This window comes from Cytobacillus sp. C11.1 (assembly GCF_058145115.1).
In genome coordinates this window covers 3,892,646-3,915,363 of the sequence record NZ_CM176935.1, presented here as the reverse complement: position 1 = coordinate 3,915,363, position 22,718 = coordinate 3,892,646, and the positions used below count along the sequence as shown (strand labels likewise).

The window sequence follows — 22,718 nt, the reverse complement described above, 5'->3', positions numbered from 1 at the left end:
TTTAGGCTATGTTAATGGTCATGGGTGCTATTGGCACCTTTTTGATTGGAGTGGAAGGCCAAGACCTCAACTTTAAAACACAAAAAGCTCAACATTAATGATCTGAATTTAAACGGGAGAAGGGATACCATGCAAAACCAGGAAATTATAGTGATAGGCGGCGGCTTAGCCGGGTTAATGGCTACTATTAAAATTGCAGAAGCAAAAAAGAAAGTGAAATTATTCTCCCTTGTTCCTGTTCGCCGTTCACATTCGGTATGTGCACAAGGTGGAATAAACGGGGCGGTAAATACAAAGGGAGAGGGCGATTCAGTATGGGAACACTTTGATGATACGATATATGGCGGTGATTTTTTAGCCAATCAGCCTCCTGTAAAAGCAATGTGTGAAGCTGCTCCGGATATCATTTATTTATTAGCCAGAATGGGGGTTCAATTTAATCGCACAGAAGAAGGTCATATTGATTTCAGGAGATTGGGAGGAGCTAAATATTCAAGGACGGCTTTTGCAGGTTCCACAACAGGGCAGCAAATCCTTTATGCCCTTGACGAGCAGGTTCGAAGATATGAAGCGGAAGGCTTGGTTGAGAAGTTTGAATATTGGGAATTGGTTTCGCTTATTAAAGATGATGAGGGAAGATGCCGGGGAATTACAGCCCAAAACTTAAAATCAATGGAACTTCAAACTTTTAAATCAGATGCTGTTATTTTAGCCTCAGGGGGAATAGGAAACATATTTCGGAAAAGCACCAATTCCATTATAAATACTGGGAGCGCACATAGTATTGCATACCAGCAAGGGGCCAGGTATGCAAACGGTGAATTTATACAAATTCACCCAACAGCTATCCCGGGAGACGATAAACTCAGGTTAATGTCAGAGTCAGCACGCGGTGAGGGAGGAAGAGTCTGGGTTTACCGCGATGGTAAACCATGGTATTTCCTCGAAGAAAAGTATCCTGCTTACGGGAATCTGGTACCAAGGGATATTGCAACACGGGAAATTTTTCACGTTTGTGTAGACCTCAAACTTGGAATCAACGGGGAGAATATGGTTTACCTGGATCTTTCCCACCTGCCTGCAGAATTATTGCAGCGCAAACTTGGCGGAATTCTTGATATCTATGAAAAGTTTGTGGGAGATGATCCAAGAAAGCTGCCAATGAAAATATTCCCGGCCATGCATTATTCAATGGGAGGCCTCTGGGTGGATTATGACCAAATGACCAATATTCCTGGCCTTTTTGCATGTGGAGAATGTGATTACCAATATCATGGAGGAAATCGGCTTGGAGCCAATTCATTAGTTTCAGCGATATATGGCGGAATGGTGACTGGCCCAAATGCAGTCAGTTATGTAAATAGGCTTCAAAAGTCCTGTGAAGACCTTCCATTATCCCTCTTTGAAAAAGAACAAAAGAAGCAAGAAGAAGAAATTGAGAAGATCTATAAGATGAACGGCAGTGAAAACCCATACCAGCTTCATGTCGAAATGAGTGATTGGATGGTGGACAACGTAACAGTAGTTAGGTATAACGACCGACTCCAGCAAACAGATGAGAAGCTTCAGGAACTTCAGGAACGCTTCAAGAACATCGGAATAGATGATACATCCAGATGGCATAACAGAACGGTTCCCTTTGTCCGGCAGCTTAAAAATATGCTTGAGCTTGCAAGGGTTATTACGGTTGGAGCTCTTAACAGGAATGAAAGCAGGGGAGCGCACTATAAACCTGAATTTCCGGTAAGAGATGACGAAAATTGGCTAAAAACAACGATTGCCACTTATACCCCCTTCGGTCCAAGCCTATCTTATGAGCCGGTAGACCTTAAATATATAGCTCCAAGGCCAAGAAGATATGACATTGTCACCTCAGGAAAAAAAGAAGAGACATCAAACACATAGAAAGGAAGGTGATAACATGGCAGCAGATATCAAGCTGAGAATCAAGCGTCAAGATGCTGAAGATAAAGCCTCTTACTGGGAGGAATTTAACATCCCTTTCCGGAAAAATATGAATGTTATTTCAGCGTTAATGGAGATACAGAAAAATCCCGTTAACGTACAGGGAGAAAATGTTAGATCAGTAGCTTGGGAGTATAATTGCCTGGAAGAAGTCTGCGGTGCTTGCAGCATGAAAATAAACGGAAAAGTCAGACAAGCCTGTTCGACATTGGTTGATCGCCTGGAACAGCCTATTGTTTTAGAGCCGATGGAAACGTTTCCTGTTGAAAAGGACCTTGTTGTTAATAGAGAAAGAATGTTTGATGCCCTTAAGAAAATTAAAGGCTGGATTCCCATAGATGGAACTTATCCTATGGGTGCTGGTCCGCTGATTTCTTCTGATGCACAACAGGAAGCATACAAATATTCCACCTGTATGACCTGCGGATGCTGCCTGGAGGCTTGTCCCAATGTAAATAGCGGTTCTCCCTTTATTGGGCCTCAGGCATTAGGGCAGACAAAATACTTTAACATGCATCCAACGGGGGCTCAGCAGAAGAATCACAGATTAGAAGTCATAATTAGCGAGGAAGGGATCGCAAACTGCGGGAACTCTCAAAATTGTGTTCAGGTCTGCCCTAAAGAAATACCGTTAACAACTGCTATTGCCGAACTAAATAAAGATGCAAATCGTTATGCATTATGGAGCTGGCTAAGGAGATGAGAACAATCCAATATTATCAATATGACGTTATGGTTATAGGCGGCGGGCAGGCAGCATTGGCTGCTGCAATCTCCGCAAAAGAAGAGGGAGCATCTGTGGCTTTGGTCACAAAGGGAAAAGCAGGGCTTGGGGATCCTCAGTTATTTCTGATAGTGTGCATTCAGCCATTTTTTCTCCTGGAGATTCTCCGGAACAGTTTATCCAGGATATAGTAGAAGGCGGCAGGCATTTATCTGATAAAAGGTTAGCCAGAGCTTTAGCTGAAGAATGTACGGTTAGAGTGAATGAATTAGAAAGTAAATTTGGAATCAGTCTTGAAAGAGAAAAAGTGATTGTTACTCCAGGCCATTCTCAACCGAGAAGAGTATACGCAGGAACAGGGCTTGGAAAGAACATTACGAAGCCAATGCGTGATTATGCGATTGAAATAGGAATTGATTTTCATGAACAGTCTGCAGTTGTTGACTTAATAAAAGATAATAATGAAGTAAAAGGTGCACTGATCCAAAAAAGCAAAGAGTTTCAAATTATCTATTCACCAGCAGTTATTTTGGCAACGGGCGGTTTTGGCGGACTCTATCAGTCTTCGGATAATCCAAGGGATGTTTCCGGTGAAGGAATCGGCATGGCATGGAGGCATGGGGCTATTCTAGTTGATATGGAGTTTGTACAATTTTACCCGTATCGTTTGCAGCAGCCCGCAAACATCGATGTTATGACAAAGATTTTTGCGAAAGGCGCTTTTCTTGTAAACGAGAAAAGCGAACGGTTTATGGAGAAGTTTCCTAAAAAGGAGCTTGAAACAAGAGATACACTCAGTTATGCAATGTATAAAGAAAATAAGGTCCTGATTGATTTTTCTGGCGTGGCAGAAAAAGTGCTTCAGCATGACAGTCCATATCTGTATCGACTTTATCAAAAAGGGAATTCGGGTGAGTGGATTATGAGTCCTGTGCAGCATTATTGCATGGGGGGTGTACAAACAGATGAATGGGGCAGAACCAATATTCCGGGTCTCTATGCAAGCGGAGAGGTGACAGGAGGACTGCATGGTGCTAACCGTCTAGGCGGAGGTTCCTTAACAGAATCACTTGTTTTTGGCTACCGTGCTGGAAAGATGGCTGTACATGAGAAGTCATCTCGAAACATTTCGGGCACTATGATATTTGAAATAGATGAATTAAAAAATAACTCTACTAATATCGATGAATCTGAAATAATCAAAAAAGTAAAAGATATTATGTGGAAAAAAGTGGGGATTGAAAGAACCTCCCGATCCTTGGAAGAAGCTGCTGATGAATTAAACCTGATTGCATTAAATTTAGAGAAAGAAAACACTATACAGGCTCTCCAACTGCGTGATAAAGTTCGGGCTGCATGGGCTTCTGCTAGTGCAGCAGCAACAAGAAAAGAGAGCCGTGGAGCTCATAAGCTTCAGGATATTAAGGAAGAAAAGAAGGAATGGGAAGGCAAAAATCGAATTCACAAAACAAGTATCCAATTTACTCCTGCAGCTTCAAGAGCTGAAATGCCGTAAAGATGGAAAAGGGGGAAGGTAATATGAAAATCATTACTTATGGGGAGATTGTTGAAAAGGTAGCGAAGATGTGCCAGGAAGCTAATTTTGACTTAGGCCAAGACGTCGTTGAGGCTTTTCAAACAGCCTTGAAAAATGAAAAATCTGAAACTGGCAAAGACATATTGGAGCAGCTGATTCAGAACGCAAATATAGCAAAAAGCGAGAGGGTTCCTATGTGTCAGGACACTGGCGTTTCGGTATTTATTGTGGAAATTGGCCAGGAATGCCATATTTCCGGCGGCAGTATTTACGATGCGATAAATGAAGGAGTCAAAAAAGGATATGAAGAAGGCTATTTAAGGCATTCTATTGTTGATCATCCAATCACCCGCGAAAAAAGTAAAGGTTATAACACTCCATCCATAATCCATCTCGAAATGATTCCAGGTGATGAAATGATTATTCACATGTCCGCAAAGGGAGGCGGAAGTGAAAATATGAGCAGCTTGAAGATGCTGAAGCCATCAGATGGACTTGAGGGCATAAAAGAGTATATCCTCGATACGGTAGCAAAAGCCGGGCCGAATGCATGTCCTCCTTTGGTGGTCGGAGTAGGGATTGGCGGCAATTTTGAAAGATGCGCTTATTTAGCAAAAAAGTCATTGTTCAGGCCGATTGGCCACCGCAGTGATCGCCCCGAGCTCGCAAAGCTGGAAAATGAATTAATGGAAGAAATAAATAAACTGGGTATTGGTCCTCAGGGCATGGGAGGAAATACAACGGCTCTTGATGTAAAAATTGAAATAGAGCCCTGCCACATCGCAGCCTTGCCCGTAGCAATAAACTTAAACTGCCATGCGAGCAGACATAAAGAAGCCAGACTGTAGGAGGAATTCAGTTGTCAGCAACCAAAGTTATCAGCCCTATTGATGAAAATGTATTAACAAATTTAAAAGCAGGCGAGCGGGTTTTGATCAGCGGTACTATTTACACCGCAAGAGATGCCGCTCATAAAAGAATGTCGGAAGCACTGCAAAAGGGTGAAGAACTTCCTATTAATATTAAAGGCCAAACAATCTATTATGTTGGACCAACTCCTGCCAAGCCAGGGCAGGTTATTGGATCAGCAGGTCCGACAACCAGCGGAAGAATGGATAAATATACACCGTCTTTGCTCGATCGAGGCTTAAAAGGAATGATTGGCAAAGGATACCGGAACCAGGAAGTTATAGATTCCATGAAACAGAATAAAGCTGTTTATTTCGCCGCAATAGGCGGATCGGGTGCACTGATTGCCCGCTCTATTAAAGCGATGGAAGTGATCGCATATGAGGATCTGGGCCCCGAGGCGATTCACAAATTAACCGTTGAGAATTTTCCCGCAGTTGTAATTATTGATAGTGAAGGCACAGACTGGTACCAATTGGGGAAACAGGAATTTAACGAACAGAAAAATCAGTAAAAATTATAGATTACTAATGAACGAAACCTCTGATAGTATTCCGGGGTTTTGTTTTTTTATCTTATTGGGAGGTAAAGTGTATGAAAATAGATAGATTGGATCACCTGGTGCTGACGGTCCAAAGTATTGAAAACACCTGTGGGTTTTATAAATTAGTTTTAGGGATGGAGGTTATAACCTTTGGTGAAGGCAGAAAAGCTCTTAGGTTTGGAAACCAGAAAATAAACCTGCATCAGAAAGGGAATGAGTTTGAGCCAAAAGCTCACAATCCAATGCCAGGTTCAGCAGATCTTTGTTTTATTACTAAAACGGAAATAAGTGAAGTAATGAATCATTTACAGTGCTGCAATATTGCAATTGAAGAAGGACCTGTTGAAAGAACAGGGGCACTTGGCCCCTTAATGTCAGTCTATATTAGGGATCCAGATGGGAATCTTATTGAGATTTCTAACAGTACTCCTTCAATTAACTAGATTGATAAAAAAGACCCAAAGCCAATGCTTAGGGTCTTATATATTTCTATAGTTTTATTGAAACATATTTTATTTCCAAAAATTCATCAAGTCCATGGTGTCCACCCTCGCGGCCCAGTCCGCTTTCCTTTAATCCGCCAAAAGGCGCTTGTGCTGCAGACGGAATACCGTCATTGATGCCTACTATTCCAAATTCAAGTTTCTCATATGCGGTGATGGCCGTCTTTAAATTCTCGGTAAAGGCATATGCAGCAAGACCGTAGCGGGAACTGTTTGCCTTTTCAATTACTTCTTCAATACTATTAAATTCAATAATTGGAGCAATAGGACCAAAAGTTTCCTCCTGCATAATGACCATATGATCAGTAACGCCGCTCAAGATTGTTGGTTCAAAGAAATAGCCGTTATTATATTCTGCTATCCTTTTTCCTCCGATCTCAACGGAAGCGCCCTTCTCAACTGCATCGTCAATATGCTTTTTCACCTTATCATAGGCTGCTTCATTAATAAGAGGGCCTATATCTGCACCGGGTTCATAACCTAATCCTACTTTAATTTTTGCCACTTCTTCCTTAAGCTTGGCTGTGAATTTAGGCAGAATTGATTTTTCAACATAAATTCTATTTGCACAAACGCAGGTTTGCCCGCAGTTTCTGAATTTTGATGCAATAACTCCGCTAACTGCTTTTTCCAGATCAGCATCAGCAAATACAATAACAGGTGCATGGCCCCCGAGTTCTAGAGATACCTTTTTAACCGTATCTGCGGCACCCCGCATAAGCAGCTTGCCTACCTCTGTCGATCCGGTAAAAGTTATCTTGGCAACTCGTTCATCTTGAAGCCAAGTTTGCCCGATTTTTTTTGCATCCCCTGTAATTACATTAATAACACCTTTTGGAATACCTGCTTTTTCTGCAAGCTCCGCCAATTTAATTGCGGTTAATGGAGTCAATTCAGCAGGTTTAACGACTGTCGTACAGCCAGCAGCAAGAGCAGGAGCTATTTTTCTCGTAATCATTGCTGCTGGGAAGTTCCAAGGTGTTATTGCAGCTACTACACCAACTGGCTGTTTAATCAATAGAATTCTCTTATCCGGGAAAGAGGCCGGGACTGTTTCACCATATATCCTTTTCGCTTCTTCTGCGTACCATGAAAGGAAGCTGGCAGCATAATTAATCTCACCCAAGGCTTCAGTTAAGGGTTTGCCTTGCTCCTCTACTAAAACTTGAGCAACTTCTTCCTTGTTTTCTAAAAGAAGGTCATGCCACTTTAATAAAAGGGCACTTCTTTCATAAGAAGTTGTCTGAGACCAGCTTTTAAATGCTTCATGGGCTGCATTAACAGCAAGTTTTGCTTCCTTTTCTCCAGCCTTCGGAACAGGGCTGACAATCCCTCCTGTAGCCGGATTAATGACATCTATCCTTTCACCAGATTCTGCCTGAACCCATTCACCATTAATATATAGCTTGTTAAGATCTGCAACGTTGGTGCTCATCTGATCAATCCCTTTCAAGTAAATTACTCAGCAACAATAATAGAAGCACGCGTAACCTCACGAGCAGCTGATTTATCCAAAGCTTCCTGTATTTGATCAAGTCTAAATTCAGCATCAAGCATTTGATCAAATGGGTATTTATCAATAGACGCAGATAAAAACTCAAGGGATTTTCTTAAGTACCAAGGGTTATATCTAACAATAGGAAGAATCTTAATAGATTTTCTGGTTAACAGACCCGGATCAAATTCGCATAATTTGCCAATTGACACGTTTCCAATCGTTACGTATTTCCCGCCTGGGCGAATCAAATGAATACCCTCTGCAAAAGCAGCTGGAACACCGGCCAGCTCCATGCCAACTTCTGCACCTTTGCCATTAGTAAGTTCAAGAACAGCTCTCTCCCTTAATTCAAGTGTAGGATATTCGTTCATATCAATTACATGGTCTGCACCAAATTTTTTCGCTTGTTCCAGTCTGCTTTTAATTCCATCAATGACAATAACCTTTGCACCTTTTTCTTTTGCAATGGCAGAGGCATATAAACCTAAACCGCCAGCTCCCTGAATAACAAGGGTCTGGTTGTAGCGCAGCTCTGCTTCTTCGATTCCAAAATATACCTGGGAAAGTGCACAGTTGGCACTCGCAGCAGAAACATCAGGTACGTTATCTGGTACTTTATAAAAATATTGATTTTCATGAATATAATAATGAGTAGCAAATGATCCGTGAAAATGAGGTTCAACTTCAGGCTGCTTTGTCCAAAATTCATATGCATTTTCACAAAGATGGAATTTGCCCTCCTGGCAGGGGCTGCATCTGCGGCATGTCAGGAAGTATGTAGAGACAATGCGATCTCCGACTTTTACTGGTTCTCCGGCATAATCCTTCGTAATTCCTTCTCCAAGCTCGTGAATGGTTCCAATCATCTCGTGCCCAAGTACCCCCCGTTTAATGCTGGGGTGATGACCTCTCCAAATGTGCAATTCCGAACCGCACACATTGGTCCTGGTTACCTTTACAACCAGTGATACCGGCTGAGGGGAGGGGATGCTGTATTCCTGGTAATCCAGGTTAAGCGGTTCTGTCATTACGGCTACTTTTCCAGTTTTAACTGCAGTTTGTTCTGTCATTAAAAACACTCCTTAAAAAAATTTAGTTAGGCTGATATATTATCTCCGAAGACTCTTTTCAGTTCTTTATCAGAAGGTTTAGAAGTTACTAGAGTAACAACAAACATGGTTGCCATTCCTATTAATACAGAGAGACCCGCTGCGCCAAATGGGTTTGTAAAACCGAAACCAATTGGCAGGTAAATGACCCAGTATGAAATGGAACCTAAAAGCATGGAGGTTATTGCAGCAGCCTTTGTTGAGCGTTTCCATAAAGTTCCTACACATAAAGGACCTGCTGTTGCCGAAACGATTCCGCCTATACCAATCCAAAGGAAGACAGATAGTGATTGAGGAGGATTCCAAGCCATCAAAATGGCTGCAGCTAAAACTACAAAGGTCCCATAACGGCTAATAATCATTTCAACTTTCTCAGCTTTTACTGGATCAATCCCTTTTCTTGGAACAATTGTTTTACGATAAATATCGTTAGCTAAAATTTGTGTTAATGACACAATGAGACCATCGGAAGTGGACATAATCGCTGATAGAACTGCAACAGCGAATAGGCCAGCCACTAATGGAGGAAATAACTCATTAAAAACAACTGGAATTACTTGGTCAGCTGCAATATTTGCACCAGGGTCAATAATAGCGATTCCCAATAATCCGCCAAGAGTCATCGCAGGGAGTGTAGTAGCAATAATCGTACAGAACATTACTAGTCTTTTTAGTTCTTTTCCGGACTTAATTGCCATGAATTTATTTCCAATATGCGGAAGAATACTGAATGGGATATGAGCAACAAATAACAAAAACACTAGCCAAGCACTTCCATAGGTTAAATCGCCCGGTTTAAACAACACATTTAATGAACCTTCAGGACGTCTTTCTTTTATAATGTCCATCATGCCGGAAAAGCCGCCTTCAACTCCTGCACCTGTCAGGAAAGCAAAAATAACCACTATAGCTATTACAAGCATGAGAAATCCTTGAACAGCATCTGTCATGATATCTGAATGGGATCCGCCCATAAAAACATAAATGGCAAGAATGATTCCTGTAAGAAATAATCCAAGGTTATAATCAAGCCCCATCATTGTTTGGAACATTGTAGCTGCAGCCACAAATTGAGATACTACATAGAAAATAAGCAGGATTGATACTAGGGCTAAAACGATTCTCAGAAAATCACTATTAAAACGTTCACCCATAAACTCGGGAATAGTTCTTGTTCCGAATTTATCTCCGAATTTCTTAACATAGGAAGCGATCAGAAGCATACCAAAAACTGTCGCAATAGGGTATAAGATTGGATACCATAGACTTGGTGCGCCCATGCTATATGCTAGACCAGGCATTCCCATAAAGGTAGAACCACTGGCGATGGTTGCAGTAATAGCTAAACCAAGAGTAAGGAATCCATAGGAGGAGCGGGCTGTAGCAAAGTCATCTGAATTTTTTGTTTTCTTCATGCCGAGCCAGCCCATATAGATCATTGCCAGGACAAATATTCCCATAAAAAGCCATGAATACATTACGGTTGATTCATTGATCATTTTATTACCCCCATTAATCATCTTTGATTACGTTTGTTTTGTACAAAATAAATCCCATAATGACCCAGGATGACAATACTAATCCAAGGTACCAAGCGAGAATCATAGACTCTCACCTCCTTTCAATAAACCAAGACACTGTTCTTCAATGTGCGGATATTTCGAAAGATGGTCAACGCTTCCCGAGGAATGTTCCATGACGAGGTGCTTTTTCTTTTCATGCTTCCTGTTGGATCCCTTAAAATGGTGTAAGGCATATGGATAACTTCTTCTTTTGCCAGTTCAATTACAGGCGGAGTCCAAATCCTTTTATAATGGATATAGTAATTTCTTATGAACTCCCTGCCTTTTTCACATTGTTCATCAGGAGAAAGGGACGGTTTAATAACTTTATTTTCCTCTGCCTCGCACTCTGCAAAAATAGGAAAATAATCTGCAAGTCCCGTCCCGCCTCTAACCAGGTCTGCACCTGTGATTGAACGGCTTTTTCTTTCTTTGCGCAGGAAACTCTTATAACCAACATCCCAAACTGAGAAAAGGACTGGAAAAAAATAGGTGCCCATGATTTCAAGCTTATTCCCTTTGACATGGGCTGCGTTATGTATTTCTTTTTCACTTAATAATTCCAAGCTATTAATCTTTTTCATCATATCCCTCCGAAAGCGCTGTCAATTACTTTAATGCAAGTCATGTGCCAAAGTTTTCGCTGACTAACTATTTTGTCTTTGATATAATAAGGATATCAATGATTCGACAGAATATAAAATTAATTTAAATAAATCTGAATTTATTTTTTGGGATATTAATGTTGCGTTTTTGCAACAAAACTTGCTATTTTGCAACAGAAAGGAGCTTTAAAAGGGATGATCGAGACTGAACAGATTAAACATCATAATAATTTTGAAGACTGTCTTGAACTAGAAGCAGCAATTCATGCATGTCAAGAAGGAATTTATATTTGTGATGCGGACCTGAGATGTGTCAGGTTAAATTCTGCCTATACAAGAATTACTGGACTTACTGGAGATGAGCTAATCGGCAAGACAAGTATTGAACTAGAAAAGAACGGAACGATTTCTAAAGCTGTAGCTGTTATTGTCAAGAGAGATAAAAAGGTCGTTTCATTGATTCAAAAGTTCAGAAGCGGAAAAAACGTTTTAGTTACAGGCACACCTGTATATAAAGACAGGAGACTTTTTAGAATTGTCATTACAGCAAGGGACTTATCTGAGCTAAATCAGCTTGAAAATCAATTAAATGATGCCGAGGAAAGATCTGAAAGGTATTTAAGGGAGCTTAGCTTATATAAAGAACATATTAAAAGTGAAAAAATTGTTGCAAATAGTCCGCAAATGAAGCAGATTCTTAATTTAATTCCTAAAGTTTCCAAAGCTGATTCGCCTGTTTTATTGCTGGGGGAATCAGGGACAGGGAAAGAAGTTTTAGCAAGGCTTATTCATGAGACAAGCAGTGGGGGGGACAGCCCTTTTATTAAGGTAAACTGCGGTGCAATTCCGGGTGATTTATTAGAATCCGAACTTTTTGGCTATGTTAAAGGGGCGTTTACAGGAGCAAGTGAAAAAGGCAAGCCCGGACTTATTGAGATTGCGGAAAACGGAAGCTTATTTCTGGATGAAGTAGGTGAGCTGCCCTTAAAGCTGCAGGTAAAATTATTAAGGGTCCTGCAGGATTTCGAAGTAACGCGGCTTGGAAGTACAAAATCCAAGAAGGTAAGTTTCCGTCTCATATGTGCCACTAACCGTCCATTAAAAGAAATGATGGAAAGGGGAGAGTTCAGGGAGGATTTATTCTACCGAATAAACGTTCTTCCAATAACTATTCCTCCATTGCGGGAAAGAAAGGAGGATATCATCCCTTTTATCATAAAAACAACCGAAAAACTATCCTCCAGATATGGAACACTCAAAACAATATCTCCAGATGTATTAAAAATACTTGAAAGTTATCATTGGCCAGGGAATATCCGAGAACTTGAAAATGTGATCGAACGAATTTTTATCATGACAGATGAAAACTCGATTACAGTTAAGGATCTCCCGTCAAACATAGCTGCAGATAAAGTCAGTAAAGATAATTATACCTTAAAAGAAAAAATGCAAATCATTGAGCGGGATATAATTGAAGATATGTTAAAACAGTGCTCCAGTCTAAGAGAAGCTGCCAAAAAGCTTGGGGTTGACGCATCTACATTGACAAGGAAATGCCAGAAGTATGGGATTCTCGTACAAAATTAAAGAAGTTGGATCGAATAAATCTTTTATTCGGTCTTTTTATTTTGATTTCTCTTAAAAAACTGATAACACTATAGGCATTATTAATACAATAAATATATTTGTAATATTTACAATATTTAAAATATATGATAGTATCAGTTTAAATTAAATATTGTCGACAATATATTTATCTACCTAATTGCTTCATGAACCTTCCTTTTCATTTTCTTTTTTGTAATTCAGCTTCTATATGATTTTCCACCTAAATGCTTTTCTTCTGAAAAACTTGTAAACGCTTTAAAAATTTTATAATTTTTTTGGCCTAAAGAAGAATGACTTAGAAAAATAGACATCATTCTCATGAACAGATAGGAGGAATGTCAAACTTTTTATAGTAAGAAATTAGACTAAGGAGGACATAGTTAATGAAATTTTTTAAAAGCATCATAGTTATATTTTTGCTGGGACTTCTAGTTGCTTGCTCTGCAAACGTTGATGGAGAAAATAGCAATGGAAAGGGCGAAATTTTAAGCTTATTTGCTACAGATAGTTCGTCTTCCTATTATGGCTACAATGTAGGTATTGCAAATGCAATAAGTACATTAAATCCGGAAATTCAAGTATCTGTAATTGAAACTGGCGGATCAAGTGATAATATGCAGCGTTTGAGTAAAGGCGAAGGAAAGATGGCTTTGGGGACTTCTCCAAGTGACTATCAAACTTATTTCGGTGAAGGGGATTTTAAGGATATAAAAAATGAAAATATCCGGGCCTTATGGTATTTCGTCCCATCACCATTTAACTTTATTGTCTCAGATTCAGCTAACGTGAATAGTTTTGAGGATTTAAATGGAAAAGACTTTTCCTTTGGCGGATCAGGAACCTCCACTGAAAAAGTGACAACTGCTGTTTTTGAAACAATCGGTATTCAACCAAAGTCTTATGCTGGCAGTATGTCAGATGCACAAGCTGCTTTTGCCGACCGAAGAATTGTAGGCTTAACAAAGACAGGAACTCCTCCCGATTCTTATGTTCAAAAAACAGCAGCAGAGCAAAAAATTAAATTGCTTGGTTTAACTGAAGATCAAATCAAAAGCATAACCGAGAAACTTCCTTATATTGGAACAAATACGATCCCTGCAGGCTCCTATGAAGGAGTTGATGAGGATATTAAAACAGTACAATTTACGATGAGTATTCTTCTGGATAGCTCTGTCTCCCAAGAAACAGGATATAAAATGTGGAAAGCTATGTGGTCTGAAGAAGGGAAAAAAATATGGCTGAATTCATTCTCTGCAGCTGCTGATGTTGATATACCGGAACTTACCCTTGGTTCCGCCATTCCTCTCCATGCAGGAGCTGTGCAATTTTTAAAGGAAAATGGCTATGAAATTCCGGACGAGTTAATCCCGCCAGAATATAAAGAGGTTAACTAATGACCTAAATAGTCCCTTTCTTCCCTTGCGGAAAAGAGGTTTTCTGCAAGGGAAGTCACTATGAAAGGAGGTTTAGTATGTCAAAAATATTAAACCAATTAGAGGAATTATTTACTGAAGATGAATCCGAGATAAAAAAGAATAGCCGCAACCTTTCAAAAAAATATCTCGTGTTTGTCGGCGCAGTAGGATTAATATGGGCTCTTTTTCATATCTATACGATGGGATTTGGGACTTTACCAGGCATCATTCAGCGTTCTCTCCATTTAATAGGTGCGACTATTATCTGTTTTCTTATTTTTTCAGGTTCCTCTAAGTTAAAAAACAATAAATGGCTTTTGAGGCTTGATCTCTTATTCATTCTATTAGCTTGTATTGTTACTATTTATGTTATTTCCATTTATCCAAGAATAATTGAACAGCATGGAGTTTATAACACTACAGATATTATTATGGCCACAATTCTGCTAATGATTGTTCTCGAAGGTGCCAGAAGAGTCCTAGGCTGGTTTATTCCTTTTTTAGTCATCTGCGGGATTACATATGCTGTCCTTGGCCCCTATTTTCCTGGAATATGGAGACATGCTGGGATTGGTTATGAAAGGCTAATGCAAACCTTCTTATTGGGAACACAGGGAATATGGGGACAATTAATGTCTATTTCTGCAAATATCTTGGTGATATTCGTTTTGTATGGATCTTTAATTCTTAGTTTAGGTCTAGGAAATACCATTTTTGATTTAGGTTCTAAGTTAACAGGCAAGTGGCGAGGCGGCGCTGCCCAGCTTGCAACAGTTACAAGTGCATTATTTGGTTCCGTTAACGGAAGTACTGTTGCAAATGTGGCTACAACAGGCAATTTTACTATTCCTCTCATGAAAAGGCTTGGCTACAACAAAAACTTTGCCGGTGCAGTTGAATCAGTCGCATCATCCGGCGGACAAATCATGCCACCTGTTATGGGTGCCAGTGCTTTTCTTATGGCAGAATTACTGGCTCTTAATTACGTGGATGTTATGATTGCAGCATTGATACCTGCTTTATTATTTTTTGTTTCTATAATGATATCAATCTATTTTTATGCTCGGGCAAATAATTTAACTGGTCTATCCGATGAAGAGATTCCGACTTGGAAACAGGCATTTAATTGGAGAACATTTATTCCTTTATTTGTTCCATTGATATTGTTAGTAGCATTGTTATTTTCAGGATACACGGCAGGAAAAGCTGGATATACGATGTATATTGGTACGATCGTTTTATATTTTTTATGCAATGTTAGATCGAAAAAGGAATTTAAAGAAGCGATTACAAGGATTATTACTGGATTGGATAGCGGCGCAAAAAGTATGGTGACCATTGTAATGCTAATAGCGGCTGCACAGACTTTAGTAACAACTATTAATACAAGCGGACTGGGAGTGAAGTTTTCTTTAGTGACCATGTCCTTCAGTCAAGGAAATCTCTTTTTGGCTTTAATTTTGGCAATGGTTATTACGATCATCTTAGGAATGGGAGCTCCTACTCCGGCTGCCTACGTACTATCAGCTTCTGTTGTCGGATCAGCATTGATAAACCTGGGTATTGAAGGTATCGCTGCACATATGTTTTTACTTTATTTTGCTGTATTATCTGCCATTACTCCACCGGTATGTGCAGCGATTTACGTTGCTTGCGGAATATCTAAAGGGGATTGGGTGAAAACAGCAATATATAGCTTGAAAATTGGTTTAACTGCTTTCATCATTCCGTTTATGTTTGTTCTAGATCCAGTTCTTTTAATGAAAGGAGAACCGATCGACATTATTTTAAGTGTTGCTACAGCCCTAGCTGGTGTCGTTATTTTAGCGGTAGGCACAATGGGGATTTTGATAAATAAAGCTAACATAGCTGAAAGATTAATAGCGTTTGCAGCCGCAATTTTATTGCTGTTCCCTGGTCACATAACAGATGTAATTGGTATAAGCCTTTTTGTGATCATGTGTCTTATACACTGGAAAGGTACTAGTTCTTCACGGAAAAGTGAGCATGCAGTAAGCAAATAACAGGTAAAAAAGGAGGGAAAATGTAATGACCAATTTCGGCAAAATATACTCTCAAATAGAAAGGGCAAATCCAAGCCTCATAGCAAAATTTAAAGAACTGGGTGTCTCAACGATATACGAGTCAATGGTTGAAGAAACACTAATGGACCCTTCCATTGCACCTATCTGCAAAGGACAGATAATTGCTGGATCGGCTGTTACCGCTATTAATACACCCGGGGATAACCTTTCAATGCACCTTGGACTATCGCTTACTCAACCGGGAGATATATTAGTTACTGCTTTCCAGGGAACTCATTCATATAATGCTCTTTGGGGAGAAATGGCGACACTTGCAGGAATAGGCAGAAAGATCTCCGGTGTGATAGCTGACGGAGCTGTAAGAGACGTTAAAGCCATACTTGATAACCAATTTCCAGTTTGGGCAAAATCAATTTCCTCAAAAACCAGCACTGTTAAAAAAATCGGGGGAATAAACGTACCGGCGGTTTGTGGAGGAGTTTTGGTCAACCCGGGCGACATCATAGTTGCAGATGATGATGGGGTTGTCGTTGTACCTCTTGAACAAGCTGAAGAAGTTTTACAGAAAGCCCAAAAAAGAGCTGAACGAGAAAAAGATATAAAAGAGCTGCTGCTTCAAGGCAAAACACCATATGAAATTTTTAATATGGGTATTGCACTTGAAAAAAGCGGAATCCAAATTATGAATGATAAATATAATTCTATGAAAGTTTAAGCCCAGATTAATAAGGGGGATTATAATGATTACTGTAAGTGCAGAAGCGCTCCGAAAATTTGCATATGACGCATTTATAAAAGTGGGGTTAAATAAAGCAAACTCATTATTAGTTAGTGACGTTTTAGTAGATGCTGATTTAAGAGGGGTTCACTCTCACGGAGTTCAAAATTTGCCCCGGTGGGCAAGAGGGTTTTTAAAAGGGCACCTTGAGTGTGAAGTCACACATGAGGATATAGACGAAGGACCCATTACGGTTATTGACGGGCAGGGGAGTCTGGGAGTTCTGTCTTCTGATATTGCAATGGACTGTGCGATCAAGCGTGCAAAAAAATATGGGATAGGAATTGTAGGTGTAAAAAACAGCAGCCACTTTGGGCCTGCTGCCTATTATACAATGAAAGCGCTGCACCATCATCAAATTGGTTTTTGCACAACAAATGGCCCTGCCGTTATGGCTCCTTGGGGTGGAAAGGATGCACTTCTAAGCAATAATCCATTTTCTTACGCGATACCGGCCGGTGATGAACCGCCAATTGTATTGGATATGGCTTGCAGTGTATCTGCCAGAGGAAGAATCAGAATGATGGCACGGGAAAATGAAAAATTGCCTGAAGGCTGGGCTATCACAAAAGATGGGGAACCTACAACAGACCCGCGTGAAGCAGTCGAAGGAACTGTATTGCCATTTGGAGGATATAAAGGCTATGGCATAGCTGTTATTAACGAAATATTATCTGCTGCATTAACCGGAGCACTTTTTTCTTTTGAAGTTGGGGGAATTTCTAAAGGGCCTGCTGAAAGTGAACTGCAAAACCATGAACAGGCTGCCTGGGGCTGCGGACATGTATTTGGAGCAATCGATATAAACAGATTTGGAAATGGCGGTAACTTCCAGGATAGAGTTGCCTATTTAAGCCGTACTTTACGGGAATCCCCGAAAGCAAACGGACATGAAAGAATATTTTTGCCTGGGGAAATTGAATTTGAATTAAAGAGGAAAAGGGAAAAAGAAGGAATCCCATTGAAGCCATCTACGGTTTCCCTAATTAATTCTTTTGCCCAAGATGAAATAAAAATAAATGCTATAGAATCATATTGAATTAAAGGTAATTAAAAGGTCATTCTTTTAAGCTATATAAATAGAAGAAACTAATTCTCTGTTAACAAAAATGACCAACCGCCGATTTATTAAACTGAACCTTACTCAGTAATTTAGAGAAGTAAGGTTCATGTAACTAAAGGATTGTCGACAATATATTTTAGAGACGTCGTATTTATTTAGGAGGGAACAGCATGGAAGCAAAAAAAGTGAATAAAATTATCGATGCGGACGTACATCCTTGGATTAACGGAGATATTAAAGGCTTGCTCCCATATTTAAGTAAATCAATGCAAAAAGTGTTCGATGGACGTTTGACATTACCTGACCACCCGCTTCGTCCGCCATTGGAAAAATCAACATCCATTAGACTAGATGCAAAACCGCCAGGTGGAGGTGCAGGTGGATCGGACCCAATTTTTATGAGTGAAGTTTTGCTGGACCGATACAATATTGAACATGCCATTCTAACATCCGTCCAAGCGGGAAAAATAGTTGTGTATCCCAACCCAATTGAAGCCACTGCTTTAGCACGGGCATTTAATGATTATTTTTTAAATGAATGGCTGACAGTAGACCCACGCTATAAGTTGGCGATGTGCATCGCTGTTCACGACCCTTTGAAAGCTGCAGAAGAAATCAGGCGTATAGGTCATGAAAAGGGTGTAGCTGCTGTCTTTATGCCATTGTTTAATATCTTGATGGGGAATAGCTATTATTATCCTATTTATGAAGCAGCAGAAGAGTTAGGATTACCTATACTTATTCATCCTACGGGTACCGAAGGCGGCTTTTCAACCAGTGTCGCTATGGCGGGTGGAGTGCCATCCAGCTATATTGAGAGGCACACAGATTTTCCGCAGGTCGCATATGGAAATTTGGTAAGTATGGTCTTTGAAGGAGTATTTGTTCGATTCCCCAAGCTCAAAGTTTTAGCAGCAGAGTTTGGTTACAGTTGGGTTCCCTCTGTAATGTGGAGAATGGATCAAAACTGGCGTAATTTTAGAAAGGAAGTACCATGGCTGGAAAAAGAACCTAGCAAATATTTGTTAGACCATGTCCGCTTTACTTCTCAACCAGTAGAAGAACCTGAGAAAAGCAAATATCTTATGCAAATTTTTGAAATGATGCATGCTGAAAAAACATTGATTTTTAGTACTGACTATCCTCACTGGGATAATGATTTTCCTGACAACACTTTTACCACCCTGCCAGAGCCTGTAAAGCAGCGAATATTTTATGAAAATGCTGCTGAACTATTTAATTTTAAATAGATTAGGAATTAATAAATCAGAGGGAGGTAGAAAGAATGGAATATTGGATTGGTGAAGTTAGCCATATTCCAGCAGGAAAGGCTTTAATTAAAGAAATAAATGGAACATCAATTGGAATCTTTTTTGAGGAAGGGAGGGTATATGCAGTAAGAAATGTTTGTCCTCACAAACTGGCACCCATATGTGAAGGGGCGGTCTGTGGAACGATGCTTCCCAGTAAGCCCTCACAGTTTGAGTTTGGGCTTGAAGGAAAAGTGCTGAGATGTCCATGGCATGGATGGGAGTTTAGTCTGGAAACAGGGGAAGCCCTCTTTGGGATAAGTAACAGAAAAGTTAAGACCTACCCTGTGGAAGTTAAAGATGGTATGATTTACGTAGAAATGGGATAGTTTGTAACTTCCCGTATCATACTGTCATAAGTGAGGAAAATTATACAATGAGCTTTGAAAATACTACATTATCACAGCGGATTTCTGAAGAGATTGCTATTAAAATATCAGAGGGTGCCCTTAAACCTGGTGACAGGTTATTGGAATTAGAGCTGACCAAAGAATTCGGCACCAGCAGAGCTCCAATCCGTGAAGCGTTATTTATTTTGGAAAAGGACGGAATTGTCGAACGGGTACCCCGAAAAGGCGTTTTTGTAAAAAAAAGGACAAAAAAAGAGTTGCTTGATCTGTATGAGGTTGTTTACAGATTATTAGAAATAGCCCTAACTAAACTGATGGATACTCGAACTGATGTACAGCTGGAAAAAATTGAAAATTTAATCATCAAAATGGAGGAGACACTTGAAGGCAATAAAGTTAAGCAATGCTTTGACCTGCTGGAAGAGCTCCAAAAGGATTTCTTTGTCTTCTCAGGAAACACAGTTTTAGAAGATTTATATATGAGAATTAATAGCCAGTTAATTCCATTTCGATATATTTCTCTTTCCTATCCAACCAGTATGGACCATTCCATCCGGGAATACAGTGAAATAATGGCTGGTTTAAAAGAGAAGGATCTCTCAAGAATACTTGAAACCTTAAAACGAAAGGAAAAGCGGGCTCTGACTGTTTTGGAGAAGTTTGTAGATAATCAGTAAACCTTTCAATACTGGTTTGTCTTTCTCAGGGCCCTCCTAAGACACTTTCGTAATAAATGGGGAGCGGTGGTGTCAATGAAGGTTGGATTAATAGGTTTAGGAAACTTGGGCGGCAGAATTGCTCGTAATTTATTAAATAAAGGTTACAAATTATCAGTTTATGATTTGGATCGGGAATTAGTACAATCTTTTGGAGTGCTTGGCGCCATTCCATATGAATCTCCTTCTGCACTGGCCAGAAACAATGATTACGTAATAACTGTGCTGCCAAATGCAGAAATAGTAAAAAGTGTGGCCCTCGGGCCTGATGGTCTTTTGTCGGGATTCTTGGAAGGCAGTACTTTAATTGACATGACAACTTCAATACCTGAAGTAACTAAACAAATTGGCATTGAACTCTCTAAGCATGGGATTCAAATGCTGGATGCGCCAGTGAGCGGAGGAGTAAAAAAAGCTGAAGACGGAACCCTTGCCATTATGGCTGGCGGGGATGAGGATGTATTCTTAGGTGCTTATTCTTTATTAAACGATATCGGCTCTAATGTGACACATGTGGGTGAGTTAGGGGCAGGCCATACCATAAAAGCCCTGAACAATATGCTTTGTGCTACCACTTTAGCTGCTACCGCAGAAGTCCTGGCCATTGGGACAAAATTAGGTCTAAATCCTTCCAGGATGCTTGAAGTAATTAATACAAGCAGCGGAAGAAGCCACTCGAGTGAAGTGAAATTTCCACAGCAAGTTTTAACGAGAAAATTTGAGGTGGGATTTACTATTGATTTAATGTGTAAGGACCTCACTATTGCTAGTGGCATAGCTGAAGGAGCAGAAGTGCCTTCATTTATTTCCAGTGCAGTTCTTCAGTTATGGCAGTATGCAAAGTCTCAGGGCGGAGGGGAGATGGATCATACGGCAATTGCGAAATTTATTGAGGAGATGGCGGGTGTTGAAATGAAGGTCTAATCCATTGGCGGCTTTATTAAAACATATGGAAGCAAGGGTAAAGCCTTTGTTTGCTATTTTGTTGTAAATTAATTTGAATGCTAGACTAATGATTTTTCAAAAAAAGCTTTTGCCGACTTAGGTAAAAGCTTTTTTGACTTTTTATAATCTAGTGAAATTTATCTGTTACCTGTCTACATTGGCGAGAAAACTTTATTATTAAAAAAATCGATATTTAATAATAAATTATTCCATTTTTAAATGTATTGAAGATTGAGAAAAATCTGATATCATTTTATCTATAGTTATTTTCTATAAAAATAAAGCTCTTTTAAGTTTTTAGGGGGTGAAAAAGTTTAAGAATTTTAAACGAAAACAATAGCTTTGAATATTTTGAAAGGGCTTACAAAATGATAAAATGGAGGGTTTTTTATGAGTGAATTACTTGAAAATGCAATAGAAGATAAAAAGGTAACCTATGGAAAAGTTGCAAATATGGTCGAAGCAATGAAGCTGGAGTTTAGAGAATTTGAAATTCCCGAGCCGGCATCCAATTCTTTATTAGTAAAAGTGCTGCGGACTAATGTGTGTGGATCCGAACTACATATTTGGAAAGGACTTCATCCTACGAAGAAAACTGGAGTTCTAGGTCACGAAATGGTTGGGGTTATTGAAAAAATAGGTCCAGAGTTGACCACGGACTTTGCCGGGCAGCCTATTAAAGTAGGAGACAGAGTAGCGGCGTGCTATTTTCGAACTTGCTTAAAATGTAAGGCTTGTTTACGAGGAGATTTTAATACATGTGAAAATAGTATTGAATTTTGGAATAAACGCCCTGAGGAATACCCGCATTTTCACGGTGCCTTCGCATCTCACTACTATATACACCCAAATCAATACTTCTATAAAGTTCCTGATAATATCCCTGATGTGGCTGCTGCAAGTGCTAACTGCGCATTATCCCAAGTTTATTACGGCTTAGATCAAGGTGAGCTGGCAACGGGCGAAACTGTAGTTATTCAAGGTGCTGGGGGTCTTGGTTTAAATGCAGCTGCTGTTGCAAAGGAACGGGGTGCACAGGTAATTGTAATTGATGGAGTGGAATCAAGATTGGAAACAGCAAAAGAGTTTGGGGCAGACCACGTAATAAACTTCAGGAATTATGAAAGTACAGAACAACTAGCTGAAGTCATTCGCTCCTTCACTAATGGGGAAGGTGCTGATTTAGGACTAGAAGTATCTGGTGTTCCTGCTGCTTTTGGTGAAGGGATCCAGTTCATTAGAAATAATGGCAGATATGTAACGATGGGAAATATCTCGCCTGGAATAAACATCGACTTTGATCCAGGCCTTTTAACTAGAAAAGGAATAAAAATCATTCCTGTTTTACGCTATAAACCGTGGTATTTGAAGAAGTCCTTGCAATTCTTATCAAAATACATTGATAAGTATCCTTTTGATAAGATGATTGATTGTGAAATACCTTTTGAGAATATAGCGGAAGCATTGGATAAGTCGGCTAGGCGTGAGGTTACTCGTGCATCTATTACTATTTAAATCTAAAATTCTCATTG

Annotated in this window: 21 protein-coding genes; 17 read left to right on the top strand and 4 right to left on the bottom strand. The window is 39.7% G+C overall.

Features of this window, described 5'->3' with window-relative positions:
• Nucleotides 1-129 precede the first annotated feature (129 nt).
• The 7 genes from sdhA to AC3ZVC_RS19430 all read left to right on the top strand — a co-directional run bounded on the left by sdhA (nt 130) and on the right by AC3ZVC_RS19430 (nt 6,122).
• Nucleotides 130-1,905: a succinate dehydrogenase flavoprotein subunit gene (sdhA, locus tag AC3ZVC_RS19460; protein WP_490064833.1), complete on the top strand. Its 1,776-nt coding sequence runs from the start codon at nt 130-132 to the stop codon at nt 1,903-1,905.
• A gap of 16 nt (nt 1,906-1,921) precedes the next feature.
• The gene (sdhB, locus tag AC3ZVC_RS19455) at nt 1,922-2,668 is read left to right on the top strand and encodes a succinate dehydrogenase iron-sulfur subunit (protein WP_490064832.1); all 747 of its coding nucleotides are present in this window, start codon (nt 1,922-1,924) and stop codon (nt 2,666-2,668) included.
• Nucleotides 2,665-2,880 (top strand): FAD-binding protein, encoded by a 216-nt coding sequence (locus AC3ZVC_RS19450; protein ID WP_490064831.1) that lies wholly within the window; start codon nt 2,665-2,667, stop codon nt 2,878-2,880. The genes sdhB and AC3ZVC_RS19450 overlap by 4 nt, the downstream gene beginning before the upstream one ends.
• Entirely contained in the window at nt 2,823-4,205 is a 1,383-nt protein-coding gene (locus AC3ZVC_RS19445; RefSeq protein WP_490064830.1) for an FAD-binding protein, read from the top strand. Before AC3ZVC_RS19450 ends, AC3ZVC_RS19445 begins: the two co-directional genes overlap by 58 nt.
• Nucleotides 4,206-4,228: 23 nt before the next feature.
• The gene (locus AC3ZVC_RS19440) at nt 4,229-5,074 is read left to right on the top strand and encodes a fumarate hydratase (RefSeq protein ID WP_490064829.1); all 846 of its coding nucleotides are present in this window, start codon (nt 4,229-4,231) and stop codon (nt 5,072-5,074) included.
• Nucleotides 5,075-5,085: 11 nt separating this feature from the next.
• Nucleotides 5,086-5,649 (top strand): Fe-S-containing hydro-lyase, encoded by a 564-nt coding sequence (locus AC3ZVC_RS19435; protein ID WP_490064828.1) that lies wholly within the window; start codon nt 5,086-5,088, stop codon nt 5,647-5,649.
• An 80-nt stretch (nt 5,650-5,729) separates the two neighbouring features.
• A complete protein-coding gene (locus AC3ZVC_RS19430; protein WP_490064827.1) occupies nt 5,730-6,122 on the top strand; it encodes a VOC family protein in 393 nt (130 codons plus the stop codon).
• A gap of 46 nt (nt 6,123-6,168) precedes the next feature.
• Here AC3ZVC_RS19430 and AC3ZVC_RS19425 read toward each other — a convergent pair whose 3' ends face one another.
• The 4 genes from AC3ZVC_RS19425 to AC3ZVC_RS19410 all read right to left on the bottom strand — a co-directional run bounded on the left by AC3ZVC_RS19425 (nt 6,169) and on the right by AC3ZVC_RS19410 (nt 10,935).
• A complete protein-coding gene (locus tag AC3ZVC_RS19425; RefSeq protein ID WP_490064826.1) occupies nt 6,169-7,617 on the bottom strand; it encodes an NAD-dependent succinate-semialdehyde dehydrogenase in 1,449 nt (482 codons plus the stop codon).
• 23 nt (nt 7,618-7,640) lie between these two features.
• Nucleotides 7,641-8,750: a zinc-binding dehydrogenase gene (locus tag AC3ZVC_RS19420; protein ID WP_490064825.1), complete on the bottom strand. Its 1,110-nt coding sequence runs from the start codon at nt 8,748-8,750 to the stop codon at nt 7,641-7,643.
• Between the two features lie 26 nt (nt 8,751-8,776).
• On the bottom strand, nt 8,777-10,288 hold the full coding sequence (locus AC3ZVC_RS19415; protein WP_490064824.1) for a sodium:solute symporter family protein: 1,512 nt from the start codon (nt 10,286-10,288) through the stop codon (nt 8,777-8,779).
• A 122-nt stretch (nt 10,289-10,410) separates the two neighbouring features.
• Complete coding sequence (locus tag AC3ZVC_RS19410; RefSeq protein WP_490064823.1) at nt 10,411-10,935, bottom strand: hypothetical protein; 525 nt, start codon at nt 10,933-10,935, stop codon at nt 10,411-10,413.
• A gap of 216 nt (nt 10,936-11,151) precedes the next feature.
• Here AC3ZVC_RS19410 and AC3ZVC_RS19405 point away from each other — a divergent pair, with 216 nt between their 5' ends.
• The 10 genes from AC3ZVC_RS19405 to AC3ZVC_RS19360 all read left to right on the top strand — a co-directional run bounded on the left by AC3ZVC_RS19405 (nt 11,152) and on the right by AC3ZVC_RS19360 (nt 22,701).
• Nucleotides 11,152-12,543, top strand: a complete 1,392-nt coding sequence (locus tag AC3ZVC_RS19405) for a sigma-54 interaction domain-containing protein (protein WP_490064822.1) — start codon at nt 11,152-11,154, stop codon at nt 12,541-12,543.
• A gap of 404 nt (nt 12,544-12,947) precedes the next feature.
• Complete coding sequence (locus tag AC3ZVC_RS19400) at nt 12,948-13,958, top strand: TAXI family TRAP transporter solute-binding subunit (RefSeq protein WP_490064821.1); 1,011 nt, start codon at nt 12,948-12,950, stop codon at nt 13,956-13,958.
• 77 nt (nt 13,959-14,035) lie between these two features.
• The gene (locus AC3ZVC_RS19395) at nt 14,036-16,003 is read left to right on the top strand and encodes a TRAP transporter permease (RefSeq protein WP_490064820.1); all 1,968 of its coding nucleotides are present in this window, start codon (nt 14,036-14,038) and stop codon (nt 16,001-16,003) included.
• Nucleotides 16,004-16,028: 25 nt separating this feature from the next.
• Nucleotides 16,029-16,739, top strand: a complete 711-nt coding sequence (locus AC3ZVC_RS19390) for a 4-carboxy-4-hydroxy-2-oxoadipate aldolase/oxaloacetate decarboxylase (RefSeq protein ID WP_490064819.1) — start codon at nt 16,029-16,031, stop codon at nt 16,737-16,739.
• A 25-nt stretch (nt 16,740-16,764) separates the two neighbouring features.
• Entirely contained in the window at nt 16,765-17,841 is a 1,077-nt protein-coding gene (locus tag AC3ZVC_RS19385; protein WP_490064818.1) for an Ldh family oxidoreductase, read from the top strand.
• A gap of 194 nt (nt 17,842-18,035) precedes the next feature.
• The gene (locus AC3ZVC_RS19380; RefSeq protein WP_490064817.1) at nt 18,036-19,115 is read left to right on the top strand and encodes an amidohydrolase family protein; all 1,080 of its coding nucleotides are present in this window, start codon (nt 18,036-18,038) and stop codon (nt 19,113-19,115) included.
• Nucleotides 19,116-19,150: 35 nt separating this feature from the next.
• Complete coding sequence (locus tag AC3ZVC_RS19375) at nt 19,151-19,504, top strand: Rieske (2Fe-2S) protein (protein ID WP_490064816.1); 354 nt, start codon at nt 19,151-19,153, stop codon at nt 19,502-19,504.
• 47 nt (nt 19,505-19,551) lie between these two features.
• Nucleotides 19,552-20,202 carry a GntR family transcriptional regulator gene (locus AC3ZVC_RS19370; protein ID WP_490064815.1) on the top strand — a complete coding sequence of 217 codons (651 nt, stop codon included), beginning with the start codon at nt 19,552-19,554 and terminating at the stop codon, nt 20,200-20,202.
• A gap of 75 nt (nt 20,203-20,277) precedes the next feature.
• Nucleotides 20,278-21,165, top strand: coding sequence for an NAD(P)-dependent oxidoreductase (locus AC3ZVC_RS19365; protein ID WP_490064814.1), 888 nt, complete (start codon nt 20,278-20,280; stop codon nt 21,163-21,165).
• Nucleotides 21,166-21,576: 411 nt separating this feature from the next.
• Nucleotides 21,577-22,701: a zinc-binding dehydrogenase gene (locus AC3ZVC_RS19360; RefSeq protein WP_490064813.1), complete on the top strand. Its 1,125-nt coding sequence runs from the start codon at nt 21,577-21,579 to the stop codon at nt 22,699-22,701.
• Nucleotides 22,702-22,718 lie beyond the last annotated feature (17 nt).